The 12,792-nt window shown below is 57.9% G+C and carries 13 protein-coding genes; 11 read left to right on the top strand and 2 right to left on the bottom strand.

Features of this window, described 5'->3' with window-relative positions:
* The first annotated feature begins 10 nt into the window (after positions 1 to 10).
* From ACJ8QF_RS04970 to ACJ8QF_RS04935, 8 genes are all read left to right on the top strand, one after another.
* Complete coding sequence (locus tag ACJ8QF_RS04970; RefSeq protein ID WP_072009671.1) at positions 11 to 859, top strand: 3'-5' exonuclease; 849 nt, start codon at positions 11 to 13, stop codon at positions 857 to 859.
* Positions 856 to 1,677 (top strand): Dam family site-specific DNA-(adenine-N6)-methyltransferase, encoded by an 822-nt coding sequence (locus ACJ8QF_RS04965; protein ID WP_442537329.1) that lies wholly within the window; start codon positions 856 to 858, stop codon positions 1,675 to 1,677. The genes ACJ8QF_RS04970 and ACJ8QF_RS04965 overlap by 4 nt, the downstream gene beginning before the upstream one ends.
* A complete protein-coding gene (locus tag ACJ8QF_RS04960; protein ID WP_332108281.1) occupies positions 1,674 to 1,934 on the top strand; it encodes a DUF3850 domain-containing protein in 261 nt (86 codons plus the stop codon). Before ACJ8QF_RS04965 ends, ACJ8QF_RS04960 begins: the two co-directional genes overlap by 4 nt.
* Positions 1,928 to 2,977 carry a phosphoadenosine phosphosulfate reductase domain-containing protein gene (locus ACJ8QF_RS04955; protein ID WP_442537328.1) on the top strand — a complete coding sequence of 350 codons (1,050 nt, stop codon included), beginning with the start codon at positions 1,928 to 1,930 and terminating at the stop codon, positions 2,975 to 2,977. The genes ACJ8QF_RS04960 and ACJ8QF_RS04955 overlap by 7 nt, the downstream gene beginning before the upstream one ends.
* Complete coding sequence (locus ACJ8QF_RS04950) at positions 2,974 to 5,580, top strand: replication endonuclease (RefSeq protein ID WP_442537327.1); 2,607 nt, start codon at positions 2,974 to 2,976, stop codon at positions 5,578 to 5,580. Before ACJ8QF_RS04955 ends, ACJ8QF_RS04950 begins: the two co-directional genes overlap by 4 nt.
* A 2-nt stretch (positions 5,581 to 5,582) precedes the next feature.
* Complete coding sequence (locus ACJ8QF_RS04945; RefSeq protein ID WP_142815485.1) at positions 5,583 to 5,804, top strand: hypothetical protein; 222 nt, start codon at positions 5,583 to 5,585, stop codon at positions 5,802 to 5,804.
* A gap of 94 nt (positions 5,805 to 5,898) precedes the next feature.
* Positions 5,899 to 6,174, top strand: coding sequence for a type II toxin-antitoxin system HicA family toxin (locus ACJ8QF_RS04940; RefSeq protein ID WP_049197967.1), 276 nt, complete (start codon positions 5,899 to 5,901; stop codon positions 6,172 to 6,174).
* Positions 6,171 to 6,536, top strand: a complete 366-nt coding sequence (locus ACJ8QF_RS04935) for a type II toxin-antitoxin system HicB family antitoxin (protein WP_442537326.1) — start codon at positions 6,171 to 6,173, stop codon at positions 6,534 to 6,536. Before ACJ8QF_RS04940 ends, ACJ8QF_RS04935 begins: the two co-directional genes overlap by 4 nt.
* A gap of 425 nt (positions 6,537 to 6,961) precedes the next feature.
* On the opposite strand, the gene ACJ8QF_RS04930 is transcribed toward ACJ8QF_RS04935, so the two are convergent.
* Entirely contained in the window at positions 6,962 to 8,017 is a 1,056-nt protein-coding gene (locus tag ACJ8QF_RS04930) for a phage portal protein (RefSeq protein ID WP_188239898.1), read from the bottom strand.
* A 1-nt stretch (position 8,018) separates the two neighbouring features.
* Complete coding sequence (locus ACJ8QF_RS04925) at positions 8,019 to 9,740, bottom strand: terminase large subunit domain-containing protein (protein WP_442537325.1); 1,722 nt, start codon at positions 9,738 to 9,740, stop codon at positions 8,019 to 8,021.
* 159 nt (positions 9,741 to 9,899) lie between these two features.
* Between ACJ8QF_RS04925 and ACJ8QF_RS04920 the strand changes: the two genes are divergently transcribed.
* From ACJ8QF_RS04920 to gpM, 3 genes are read left to right on the top strand one after another with little or no spacing between them, the layout of a single operon-like run.
* The gene (locus tag ACJ8QF_RS04920) at positions 9,900 to 10,733 is read left to right on the top strand and encodes a GPO family capsid scaffolding protein (protein WP_442537324.1); all 834 of its coding nucleotides are present in this window, start codon (positions 9,900 to 9,902) and stop codon (positions 10,731 to 10,733) included.
* A gap of 39 nt (positions 10,734 to 10,772) precedes the next feature.
* Positions 10,773 to 11,819 (top strand): phage major capsid protein, P2 family, encoded by a 1,047-nt coding sequence (locus tag ACJ8QF_RS04915; RefSeq protein WP_337046566.1) that lies wholly within the window; start codon positions 10,773 to 10,775, stop codon positions 11,817 to 11,819.
* A 44-nt stretch (positions 11,820 to 11,863) separates the two neighbouring features.
* Complete coding sequence (gene gpM / locus ACJ8QF_RS04910) at positions 11,864 to 12,733, top strand: phage terminase small subunit (protein WP_442537323.1); 870 nt, start codon at positions 11,864 to 11,866, stop codon at positions 12,731 to 12,733.
* Positions 12,734 to 12,792: the final 59 nt, after the last annotated feature.

Below are 12,792 nucleotides of genomic sequence, written 5' to 3'. Positions count from 1 at the left end.
GAGAAATACCATGACACCACAACAGCAAGCACAGCAATGTTTAAATAGAAATTGCCTGGTTTTGGATACAGAAACCACAGGCCTCGATGATAAAGCCGAGATCATCGAGATAGCCGTAATTGACGCCACTGGCAAGGTACTGCTGAACACGCTGGTCAAGCCATCAAAACCTATTCCGGCAGAAGCTACCGCAATCCATGGAATCACTGATGAAATGGTAAAAGATGCCCCAACATGGCCGGAGGTCAACCCTCAGCTGTGCAGCTTAATCAGTGGAAAAACGATTGCGATTTACAATGCTGAATATGATCTCCGCTTGCTTGAACAGACAGATCGCATCTGGAAGGTAACGCCGAAAATTAGCGTAATGCCACAGATCGTATGTGCCATGCATGAGTACGCCGAGTTTTACGGCCAGAAAAGCGACCGTGGCGGGTACAAGTGGCAAAAGCTGACAGCCGCCGCCGAACAGCAGGGTGTCATTATCGAAGGAACGCCGCATCGCGCCCTTTCTGACTGCCTGACAACTCTCGGCGTGATTGAGGCAATGGCAGCCGGAGGTGTTCGCCGCGCATCGCACGGAATAACGGCACAAAAAGCTGTCGATATCCTTAACGGGTTATTTCAGGTAGACCCAGATGCGATCACAGCTCTGGTTGATAATCGCGTTAAGTGCTCTGAATATTTCGCCAAAAAGACAGCGGCAACGGTAGGTATCTGCGACAGCACCTATATCATCGGCATGATTGGCGTCATCAATGCGCTGATTTCCCCTGAAGTGATAGCAGCAATTTATGATGGTAATGAACTGAAGGGGTTCGCTGTAGCTGATGTCGTTTTTGCAGGCGGTGACGCATGAACCGCACGGCGCTGAAGTGGCTCGGCAGCAAAGCCCGCATTATCGACACGCTGCGCCAGCACCTGCCGGAAGGTAAGCGCCTGATTGAGCCGTTCGTCGGCTCCGGCGCGGTTTTTCTCAATACCGACTATGACAGCTATCTGCTGTGCGATATCAACAGCGATCTGATCAACTTCCACAACGTCGCCAAAAACCATCCCGAGGTGCTGATCCGCGAAGCGCGCCATCTGTTCAACGCACACCCAGATCAGGAGGGCTATTACGGCGTGCGCGCTGACTTCAATCTGCGCTGTGACAGCAATTTCATCTACCGTGCGGCGCAGTTTCTTTACCTGAACCGCCACGGCTTCAATGGTGTTTGCCGGTACAACCTGCGTGGCGAGTTTAATGTGCCGTTTGGTCATCGAAAAGCGCCCTACTTCCCAGAAGACGAGATCAGAACCTTCGCGGAAAAGGCGCAGGCCAAGAAAGCCATTTTCCTGTGCTGCAGCTTCCCCGAGGCGATCAGGATGGCCCAAGCCGGCGACGTGATTTATTGCGATCCGCCGTACATCCCAGCCAGTGCATCAGCCAACTTTACCAGCTATCACACTGACGGCTTTACAAACGAGCAGCAAAGCAAGCTGGCGCGCATGCTCCGTATCGCCGCCAATCTGGGCCGTCACGTCGTGGCCTCGAACAGCGAGACGGACGCAGCCAAAGCGCTGTACTCAGATTTCGCTATCACCTCGATTACTGCCCGCCGCTCTGTCAGCGCCAAAGCTTCCAGCCGTGCAGACGCTGGCGAGATCATCGCGACCATGAGGGCGGCATCGTGAAAAAACACCACCTGAAGATCCACCCGGAACACCTCGCAGCCGTCATCTGTGGCGAGAAAAGAGCCGAATTCCGTATTAACGACCGTGACTTTGCCGTCGGCGATCTGCTGAGTCTGAACGGCTATACAAAGTTTGGCCACCTGGAAGGGTTTACCGGCGAGCACATCTGGGTGCGTATCACCCACATCACCGACCTGGCCGAATGGGCGCCGGGTTACGTGATGTTGAGCATCGAGCGGGGGCCATTCAAATGCTGATACCTTCGCGTGCTATCTCATATCCGGCCGGAACGGCGCTGATCGACGATCGCGTCTTCGCTACCGACGCCATAAACGTGATCAGCATTTCCGGTGGAAAAGACAGCCTGGCGCAGTGGCTGCTTGCGCTTGCTGCCGGCGTCAAGATTATTCCCGCATTTGCCGATACCGGCCACGAACACCCGCTAACAATGGAATACCTGGATTATCTGGAATCCAAGTTGGGGCCGATTCGCCGCGTCAAAGCCGACTTTACTGCGCGCATCGAGGGTAAACGCCGGTTTATTGCAGAGCACTGGCCTGTATCACTAGTTACTGAATGCGGACTAACTGAACAAGACGCGAAAAAGACCGTCGCGTTGGCGCTCGAAACACTTCACCCAACGGGTGTGCCATTCCTTGATCTTTGCATGTGGAAGGGCCGCTTTCCGTCCACAATGGCCCGCTTCTGCACATTCGAGTTAAAGCACATCCCGATCCGCGATCAGCTGGTTGCGCCTTTGCTGGACGAGTACGACGAGGTGATCAGTTGGCAAGGGGTTCGGGCGCAGGAATCACCGCAACGCGCGGGATTGCCCGCGTGGGAAACCGACGCCGATAAAACGCCGGGCCTAAATATTTATCGGCCAATTCTCGATTGGAAACATGCCGACGTTTTCGCGATTGCCAAACACCACGGCATCAAGCCGAATCCGCTGTATACACAAGGCTGTAGCCGCGTCGGCTGCATGCCATGCATTCACGCACGCAAATCCGAGCTGGCCGAGATCTTTACCCGCTGGCCGGAGGAGATAGCCCGCGTTGCTCAATGGGAAAAGCTGGTCGCCGCTTGCTCTCGCCGCCAGAACAGCACCTTCTTTCCCGCTACTCAAGATCCGAAAAAGGCAGAAAGCCGAATCGAGTGCATCACAGTTGAATCGCATGGCATCGAAACTTATCGCGATTGGGCCCTAACCACCAGGGGCGGGCAGCAGTTCGATCTGATCGCCGCCATGAACGATCACACCGCTTGCAGTAGCGTTTACGCCGGTGTTTGCGAATGACTAAAAGCACCAAAGGCCGTCGCGAACCATCCCCGCCGCGCCCCTACCCGGGCCGCGGCGCAGTTGCTTTTGATTGGCCCTATCCCTGGAATGCACCGAAACGGGGTATCAACCCGTACACCGAAGACGCTGAAAAAGAGCTGAAACTCACCGACGCGCAACGGCGCCGACAACGTTGGATTGAGGTCACCGCGGATCAGGAGCGTGATCGCGATTCGCAGCTTTCCATTTTGGCGGAACAGCGCCGCGGTGAAGGCAAGGTTCAGCTTGTACTTGGCGCACTGATGGCACAGCCCGATTTTATTCGCTCGCCGCTGCTGGCGCGCATCAGTGCCATTCGTAAGAGCAAGAAAGGCAACGGTGAGAAACTCTCCCGCAATTACATTTTGCGGACGGTCAAGACGATACTTGCCCGCGTCGAAAAAATGCAGGACAAACAGCTTACCTTTGGCCTGCAGCTGGTTGCCCGTCGTGAACGACTCGACGATTTGCTGCGTCTGCCTGAGCTGGACAAGCGCGCAGTAAAATTGCTCGCAACCTTCACCGCCGCCCACTTTGAAACCCTGCTCGAGCAGCAGAGCACGCGCCATCTTTCCGGCGATACTACGCTTGACCAAATCCTGCGCGTTTACGTGTCTTTGGGTACTGAGGCCGAACGCTTCAACGTGACGCCGCCCTGCTGGCATTCGCTGAACCCTTATCTGCGCCGACGCGGCGAACCGCCTTACGACAAAATCCCCGGCGCCATCGCCAGAATGTGCTGCGCGAACTGGTGGTTTACGAATTTGTGGGCGTTACGTTCCCGCTGGCGCGAAGAGCTGTTGCGCGCCGCCGGTCTGGTACGTAAGCAGGATTCCGCCTACATCAGCGTCGACGCGCTGACACACTTCCGCGAGCAACGCCGGCGCACCCGTGAATTTCTGAAAGCCTTCGAGCTGACCAACGAAGACGGCTTTTCCATCGATCTTGAAGATGCCTATTACGCCGGCCCCAGCAATCCACGCCACCGCCGCATAGAGATGATGACCACGGTCAAAGGCATGCAGGATATTGCCGAAATGCGCGGCGATTGCGCGGTCTGGTGCACGATCACCACCCCATCACGTTTTCACGCCACCATGATCGACGGGCGGCTAAACCCCAAATGGGCAACGAAAACTGTTCGTGACAGTAACGATTATTTGGTTAACCGATTCTTTGCCAGCGTCCGCAAAAAGCTGAACCGTCAGGGGCTGCGCTGGTACGGTATTCGCGTCGCCGAGCCGCATCACGACGGCACCGTCCACTGGCACATGATGGTTTTTTGCCGTCCAGATGACCGCGACGACATTGTCAGCATCCTGCAGGAGTTCGCCATTCGCGACGATCGCGCCGAGCTTGGCGACGACATAACACCGCGCTTCAAGACCGAACTGATCACTGCGGAAAAGGGATCGCCAATCAGCTACATCGCGACCTATATCGGTAAAAATCTGGACGCCGAGCCATTGCGCAAGGCGAACAAAGATACCGGCGAACCGCCGGTCGACCACGAAAGCGGCAAAAGCATGGCCGACACGGTCGAGCATGCTCTCGGCTGGGCCAGCCTGCACCGCGTGCACCAATTTCAGTTTTTCGGCATCCCGTCGCGCCAGGTTTACCGCGAGTTGCGCCGACTGGCGACCCAGCTTGATCGGCAGGGTATCGACGCCAAGAAAACCCAGCGACTGAGCGATAAAGCCATGGATGACGTGATGAATGCCGCCGATGCCGGCTGCATCGCAACGTACATCTTGAAGCAAGGCGGCGTATTGACGCCGCGCAGCGATCACATCGTCCACACCGCCTACCTCCAGGCGGAAAAGCCCAACGATTACGGCGAACTCGGTATTCAGATCTTCGGCGTCTGGTCACCGATGCTCGGAGAGGCGTCGCGTATTTGCACCCACCCCGACACCTGGACACTGAAGCGCAAACGTAAACCGGCGAGTGGCGAAGCCGCGCGCCAGGGGGTTGACGTTGAGGGTGGCGGCGCAGCCGCCGCCCCTTGGACTCGTGGCAATAACTGTCCGCCTGAGCAAGAACCGACCAACGAAGGCGAAGCAATTGCCACGACAGCACCCCCAGAAAATCTCGATTTTGAACGGATGAGCGCGAAAGAACGGCGTCAACTACTGCGGCAAATTCGCCAGTCGTCAGCAGAAGATAAAAGCAGTATGGTAAAAGCGCACATCGACAGGGTGCCGCCGCCAGTAGTTGACCAAAAACTGATGAAGTTACTGACAATCGAAGGCATCGAGTACGAAACCGGCGCACGTGCTCTTCTGCGTGGTTCAAAGTTAATAATCGGTGATCGCACTCTGTCATTAACCACGGCGGGTGAGCTGGTAGAGCAGGAGCCACAAGAATATTGCCAAGGTGAGCGGTGCTGCGCTCCACTCCGAGAGGTAGACCTGCATTATGGCGACGTCGGGTTGTGTATTTGCTGCACGGAGAAGCTCTGGGGCCCAGAAGAAATGGAGCGCCGGCAACGCGAGGCGCACCAGATTGCTGACGAACTCCGCCGCAAGGGGCATGGGCTGTTACTCAACCGTTTGAAAAAAGTAATCATGAAAGAGAGCTGATTATGGGAAGAGACTATAAAGACGAATCTGAGCGCGAAAGTGACTACCGGCAGTGGTTGAAATACCGGGAGTCATCTTGGGAAGAAAGGAACGGCCAACAACACGAAGAGCATCAGCAGGAAAGCCGCGGTAACGGTGTCTTTAGACAGTTTCCGAACCATCAAAAACTGATAGAAAAGGCAGAGCGAGAGTATTTTGATTCGCTCAAAAAGGAAGATGAGTAATATTTTCAGCCTTCGGCGCGAGTGACTTCACAACTTGACTTCACATCCTTAAACCCTCAAAATGACTTCATAAAGTGACTTCACGGACTGCGACATGAAAGAACAAGTTTCAGCGTTAAGGAAGAGACAAAAAAACACGTTAGAACAGATATTTAAAACGCCTGTTCTCTCCGGGATTAAATGGTCAGATGTGGAATCACTGATAAAGGCGCTGGGTGGCGAAGTCAAAGAGGGCCGCGGTTCACGTTGCAAGTTCCTGCTTAATGGCAGCATCGCCAACTTTCACCGCCCCCACCCATCGCCGGACACGGACAAAGGCGCGGTGGTCAACCTCCGCGAATGGCTGGAAAGCATAGGAGTTAAGCCATGACGAAGACAGCAGCAGCAACCCCAAACACCATGGAGATCGCCGGGCAACCGGCGGTAATCAGCTTTGTTCCTGAGCTGGGCGCATTCCGCGGTAAATTTCTCGGCCTGTCCGGTTACTGCGATTTCGTTTCCGACAGCATCCAGGGGCTGAAAAAAGAGGGCGAGATCTCTTTGCTCGAATATCTGGACGATTGCAGCGCTGCCGGTATCGAACCATACGCGCGCCAGGAGAAAATCAAAACGTTCACCTTGCGCTACCCGGAATCGTTCGGCGAACGGCTGAACCAGGCAGCGGCAGAGCATGAGGTTTCAGTCAATGCGTTCATCGTTGAAACCCTCAACGAGCGCATGAAACACGCCTGATTTTCCATCTGACGCGAGGCTCAACCGTTGAGCCTCAAAAGTGCGTCATCTGCAATGCAAAAACGTGCACAATTTTGCACAATAATTCGATCTCCCCCATTGCGAACCTGCGCCAGTGCTGGCGCGGGTTCGATCTACTTTGGATCTTGCACAAAAAAGAGGGTGTGAGGCGCGCAGGCGAGGCGGGGGAGCAAGCGCGCGCTTTGGGGTATGGGAAGGGGGTCATGTGTTGCCTGAATGGGCCGCTGTGAGGCGCTCGCCGTCATGTTGCTCTGGGCGTGATGAACAGACGATATCGCGCCAGCGGCCCGCATAGCGCGGCTGGCGGTGGGAAACGGTTCGAAGTGATAGGCGTGGCGCGTGATGGGGCTACTTATTGGGGGATGGCCGCCATAGACAGTGGCGGCCGTGCTGCAGCGCCGGGGTTACTCTACATCGAGCAGTGCATACGGGTTAAAGCGGATCACTTCCTCCCCCATCCAGTCGTTGACGTGCTTCATGGCTTCCATGATGGGCGTCAGCTCGTTGATGGCGAACACCCGCGCCGCCTTCTCCACATCGCCGAAGGTGCCATTACCTTCCGGCATGGCGCCCATCAGCTGCGGCGGCACGCGGTGCGCAGCGAGAATATCGTCACGCGTGGCGGACTTGACGCCCAGGAATTCATCTTTGGCTGAGATCTGGCTGAATGGCAGGATCTGCACCGAGTCCTTACCGCCGTTAGGCGCGTGCAGCAGGATGTTTTTGAATGCCCCGCCGCGGCGCGTGTCGGTCAGCGTCTTCTTGAGCTTGTCGAGGCTCTCCTGATCGGCGATGGCACTGTTGACGTAGACGATGCAGCCGGCATGGCTGCCGTTGTCGTAGTACAGCTTGCGGAACGTGTCGGCCGAGTGCGAAAGGTTCGCGGACAGCAGTCCCGCGAAGTATTCCGGCATGCCGTAGATCTCCTGGTGAATATCCGGGTTGATCACATGGCAGACGGCGCCGGTTGGAAACTGATAATCATCAAGCCCCGCCTGGATAAACCAATAAGTATCCAGGTCAGAGCCGCGGCGCGTGTACTTCGCCAGCGTGTGGTGCAGTGCCAGCGGCCCGCCTAACACGTTGCGGCGCAGCTCCAGGTAAGCATTGCCGAACACCACCCAATCCATGGCGAAGGCCGAGAACGCCTGGCGTGACAGCAGCTTGTGCGGGATGAAACAACCGGCCAGCACGTTACGCTTGAATATCAGTGCCGACTGGTGCCAGCTGGCGTGGCCGAACTGGCGTGCCAGACCGTACCAGCTGATCGGCGTGTCGTAGTAGCGGCCGTTGTCGGCGCAGTACATCGAGTCGAGCAGGTCATAGGACGAGCTGACCGGCCAGGGGCCGTCGAAGGAGAAGGTACTCAGGCCAGGGAGTTTTTGCAGCTCGGTCGCCAGATCAAGCTGCGTGTCTGCGGCGGGCTGCTGACGCGGCCGCGGTGGTTTTCGTTTGCTCACGTTAATACTCCATAACCGTCATTGTGCTGCCGCCATCTTGTCCCAGCGGCTCGTTGATAATGGCCAGCATCGTCGCCCAGGCAAGGTCGCCATGGCTGACGCCGCGGCTGCGGTCGGTGTCATAGGTGATAACCCCGCCAGGCGTTACCACTTTGCGCACCGCGCTGAATGCCGTGATCAGGTCACGCTCCCCGCGGTCGAACTCCCAGCGACCGCCGCGAACCAGCTGCTGCATCTTCAATACCAGCATGCGCTTGCTGGCCGGGTTGAACTGGTAGCAGACCGCCGCCGGGAACTTCTTCTTCACCAACTGCCAGACCGCCTCACCAATCCCCTGCCCGTCAATGCCGATATGCTGCACGTTATAGCGATCCAGCATGCCAATGATCAGATTGGCCTGCGCCTCGAACTCCATGCCGCGGATGCGCTGCGTCTCAATGGTGCGGAACTTACCGCCGGCGACCAGCGGCACGGCGTTGACGGAGATCGCCCCGCTGTCACCTTTCCCGCTGGCGCCGTTCGGGTCGTAACCAATCCAGACAGGCCGATCGGCCAGCGGTCGCATGGCGTAGGGTTTCCAGTCGAGCCAGTCGTCATAACCATCAGCGCCGCAGGTCAGCAGCATGTTGTAGTCAAAGGCCGATTCACCGTTGCGGATAAACTGGCAGCCGTAGAGGTTGTCGTATTCCTCCGGGCTGTTCTCGTCGCGGATTTCATCGATATCGGTCAAATCCCAGCCGTGATCGATGGCGTCCTGCAACGTGACGATCTGGCGCCAGATCTTGTCCGGGCACATCAGCCCGCTGTTCAGCGTCTTCCAGGACGTGTCGAACTCCACGCGGCTACTGCTGGCGCGCCCCTTGTTGAACGCCTCCCCTGTCCAGAACGGGTAGGCTTCATGGCTTTCCGCCGATGGCGTGGAGAAGTAGGTACGCGTCAGCCCTTTCAGCGTCGCCATGGCGCCGGCCACCTTCTTCAGGTTGGCGAACTGGCCCACCCAGAAAAACTCGTCAAAGAACAGGTTGCCGGTGTAGGACTGCGCCGTCGCTGCAGACGTGCCGAGGAAGTGCAGCTCGGCGCCGTTGAACAGCTGGATCATGTCGCCGCCTTTCAGCTCGACGTCGACCTCCGCCGCGGCGGAACGAATGAAGCTGCGGAACTGATACGCCTGCCGGCGGCTGGCCGACAGAAAGATCTGGTTGAGCTGGTGCTTGTACTTCACATCGTCAGATAACGCGCGGATCAGCGCCTCGCGCGCAAAATACCAGGTCGCCCCAACTTGGCGACTCTTCAGGATCATCCGGTTGCGGTGGTAGTGATTGTCATACCAGCCTTGCTGGTGCCAGTGCAGCGACCCCAGGATGTTCTGCCGCAGCTGCGCGATCTGCGACTCAGAGAAGAAGTTTTGCTTCTTGCGCACCTTCTTTTTCGGCTGGGTGGCCGGCGTGCCGTTGTCCAGCTTCTTCAGCTGGCGCGTCAGCAGGTCGATTTCCTTGAAGTCGCCGCCGCTCTTCTTGTCCTTGCCGGTCAGTTGCACCAGGCGCGCATCAATCGAGGTGGTAACGCGCTGGATCGGTGGCGTTTCGTCCCATTCGTCGCGCTTCTTCCAGGCGTAAACCGTGTTCTGGTTGATACCCATCAGGCGCGCGATTTCCGCCGGCGGGTAGCCCTGCCAGTAAAGCTGTCGTGCGCGGTGCCTCGTGAATGTTTCCTGAACCGTCATTGTCTCCCCCATGTCCTGCCGGGGAGGTTAACCCGCGCGCGCGCGGGCTTTCTCGCGGTGCCGGCTGTCGCCGTTCTCCGACAACAACAACGCGTTGAGACAGGGCCGGACGCCCTGCCATCATCACCGGGAACTCAACAGAATCGTGAGCAAGCAGACATGGCAAGCACAACGAGCACCCGTAAGAAATTCCGCGTTATGACCTCAGGCGTCACTATCGACGGCCGTCAAGTCACCCGCGATCAGATCCATGCAATGGCGGCGTCGTATAACCCGGCGGTGTATGGCGCCCGCGTCAATATCGAGCACTACCTTTCCCCGTTCCCGGACAGCACCTTCTGCGCCATGGGTGACGTGATGGCCTTGTCCGCCGAGGACATTTCTGACGGCCCGCTGACTGGCGAAGCGGCGTTGTACGCAGAGATCGAGCCCACGGCACGCATGAAGACCATGACCGACGACGGGAAGAAGATTTATTCCAGCGTCGAGATCCATCCGAAGTTTTCACTGACCAACGGCCCGTACCTGGTCGGCCTGGCGATGACCGACACCCCGGCCAGTCTGGGCACTGACAAGCTGAAATTCGCCGCAGAGAAGCGCGGGGAGATCATGCGGTTCAACACGGCAGATGCCGAGCCGACGATGTTCACCGCCGCTTTCGAAGCTGAGTTGATGCAGGCAGAGCAGTCGCGCTCAACCACCGGCAACGAGTGGTTCTCCCGCGTCATGGGCATCCTCGGCAAGGGCAAGAAAACCGACGATGAACGCTTCAGCCAGGTGCATCAGGCGGTAGAGGCCGTGGCGCAGTCGCAGGCCGATTTAACCGACCAGTTCAGCACCACCGCGCAGGAAAGCGCCAGCAACAAGCAGGCCATCGCGAAGTTGACCGCTGACCTGGCTGCGATGCAGCAGAAGGTTGAAACCACGGACGGTAACTTTAGCCGTCGCCCGCCGGCTGGCGGTGGTGGCAACGCGCAGTTGGCTGACTACTAAGCCAGCGACTGACCGATATTCACTACAAGAGAAACGAACATGGAAAACATTACCCGCGAGCTGTTCGACCAGTACATCAGCCGGCAGGCCCAGCTAAACCGCGTATCGCCGGCCGCCGTCGCGGCAAAATTCGCTGTCGATCCGACGGTGCAGCAGAAGCTGGAAGCCGCTGCGCAGGAAAGCGACTCTTTCCTGAGCAAGATTAACGTCTTCGGCGTGACCCAACAGATCGGCCAGAAAGTGCTGATCGGCAGCAAAGGCCCGCTGGCCGGTGTGAACAACAGCACCACCACGCGCCGCAACCCGGCCGATAACAGCAAAATGGAACCGCTCAACTACATGTGCCGCAAGGTCAACTACGACTACGGCATCAGCTACGAACAGTTGGACGCCTGGGCGCATCAACCTAACTTCCAGCCGCTGATCAGCAGCGCAATGGCGCGCCAGATGTCACTTGACCGCATCATGATCGGTTTCAACGGCACCAGCTACGCCGATCCATCCAACCGTGCCGCCAACCCGCTGCTGCAGGACTGCGGTATCGGCTTCCTTGAGAAAATCCGTAAGGAAGCGCCACACCGCGTTATTTCAAATATCACGGTCACCTCGCGGGATGAAGACAACAAGATCATCACCAAAGGCACCTACGGCAACGTATCGGCTGCGGTATATGACGCCAAAAACAGCCTGATGGACGAATGGCACAAGCGTAACCCTGATAACGTGGTGATCCTGGCCGGTGACCTGCTGACGACCAGCAATTTCCCGGCAATCAACGCCATGAGCCAGACCAACCCGAACACCGAAATGTTGGCCGGTCAGCTGATTGTGGCGCAGGAGCGCGTCGGGAACATGCCGACCTTCATCGCGCCGTTCTTCCCTGTTAACGGCATCCTGATCACGCCGTTTAAGAACCTGTCGATCTACTACCAGCGCGGCGGCCTGCGCCGAACCATCAAGGAAGAGCCGGAGTACAACCGCGTCGCGACCTACCAGTCATCTAACGATGACTTCGTGGTCGAGGACTACGGCAACGTCGCCTTTATCGACGGCATCACCTTCGCAAAGCCTGAAAACGGCGGTTAATCACCCGGGCGGGCGCCTGCCCGCCCCCTTTCGGGGACAGGACAATGCTGACACCGGCACAACGACATTTTCAGCGCGTGATGGCGGAGCGCCACGGTAAGACCGAGGAGTTCACAGAAGCCGCCCGCACCGCGCATGAACAAATTCTTCACCGCCTGCGCATGGATCAGAGTGCACTCAGACGCGTGCAGTCCGACCAGGCGAAAGCGGAGTTGAAAAAGCAGCTGTTGCCACAGTACGACGGCTGGATCGAAGGCACGCTCGACGGCAACAGCGGCAGGCAGGACGAGGTCATCGTCACCCTGATGATCTGGGCGATTGACGCCGGCGATTATCCGCTCGCTGTGCGTATCGGCCGCTATGTCATCGAGCACAACCTCGCGATGCCTGACCAGTTCCGCCGCACGGCGGCGACGGCCCTCGTGGAAGAGCTTTGCGATCCCATTCTTGTGCAGGTCAAGGCCGACGAGAGTACCGATTTGATCGCACACCTGCAGGTGCTGGACGAGCTCGCGCAAATCGTCGATGGCAAGGATATGCCTGACGTCGTGCTCGCCAAACTGTTCAAGGTGCGCGGATTTGCCTTGCGCGGTGGCGATGATGCCGCCCAGGCGAAGGCGCTGGAACTGCTGCGCCAGGCGCTGAAACTGGACGCCAACGCCGGCGTGAAAAAAGCGATCGAGAGCCTGGCACGCCAGGTCAAGAAGGCCAGCCAGACTACCGACGGTGCAGGCGATAACGATGCCGACACCGCCGGCACCGCGACAACGACCGACGCTGCAGCAGCATCAAAAACGACTGTACCGGCCACCCAGCGCCGGCAGCGCAGCAGCACCGCGCGTAAGCCATCGGCCGCTAATAAGCCCTCCGGCAAGGCCGCCGGTAAGAAAGCCAAACAGGACGCCACCGAATAAAACGACTTGCGCCCCGTGCGCTGGCGGCGCGGGCGGAGATCTGCAGCGCTTCGCGTGTG

The organism is Serratia sp. CY81684 (genome assembly GCF_052166595.1).
GTDB lineage: Bacteria > Pseudomonadota > Gammaproteobacteria > Enterobacterales > Enterobacteriaceae > Serratia > Serratia nematodiphila.
The sequence above is the reverse complement of the archived record's forward strand: the minus strand, read 5'-3'. Positions and strand labels throughout refer to the sequence as shown.

What these genes read in the sequence shown, in the direction of transcription:
- ACJ8QF_RS04970 (WP_072009671.1), top strand. Translation starts at nt 11, where the DNA reads ATGACACCACAACAGCAAGCACAGCAATGTTTAAATAGAAATTGCCTG.
- ACJ8QF_RS04965 (WP_442537329.1), top strand. Translation starts at nt 856, where the DNA reads ATGAACCGCACGGCGCTGAAGTGGCTCGGCAGCAAAGCCCGCATTATC.
- ACJ8QF_RS04955 (WP_442537328.1), top strand. Translation starts at nt 1,928, where the DNA reads ATGCTGATACCTTCGCGTGCTATCTCATATCCGGCCGGAACGGCGCTG.
- ACJ8QF_RS04950 (WP_442537327.1), top strand. Translation starts at nt 2,974, where the DNA reads ATGACTAAAAGCACCAAAGGCCGTCGCGAACCATCCCCGCCGCGCCCC.
- ACJ8QF_RS04945 (WP_142815485.1), top strand. Translation starts at nt 5,583, where the DNA reads ATGGGAAGAGACTATAAAGACGAATCTGAGCGCGAAAGTGACTACCGG.
- ACJ8QF_RS04940 (WP_049197967.1), top strand. Translation starts at nt 5,899, where the DNA reads ATGAAAGAACAAGTTTCAGCGTTAAGGAAGAGACAAAAAAACACGTTA.
- ACJ8QF_RS04935 (WP_442537326.1), top strand. Translation starts at nt 6,171, where the DNA reads ATGACGAAGACAGCAGCAGCAACCCCAAACACCATGGAGATCGCCGGG.
- ACJ8QF_RS04925 (WP_442537325.1), bottom strand. Translation starts at nt 9,740, where the DNA reads ATGACGGTTCAGGAAACATTCACGAGGCACCGCGCACGACAGCTTTAC.
- ACJ8QF_RS04920 (WP_442537324.1), top strand. Translation starts at nt 9,900, where the DNA reads ATGGCAAGCACAACGAGCACCCGTAAGAAATTCCGCGTTATGACCTCA.
- ACJ8QF_RS04915 (WP_337046566.1), top strand. Translation starts at nt 10,773, where the DNA reads ATGGAAAACATTACCCGCGAGCTGTTCGACCAGTACATCAGCCGGCAG.
- gpM (WP_442537323.1), top strand. Translation starts at nt 11,864, where the DNA reads ATGCTGACACCGGCACAACGACATTTTCAGCGCGTGATGGCGGAGCGC.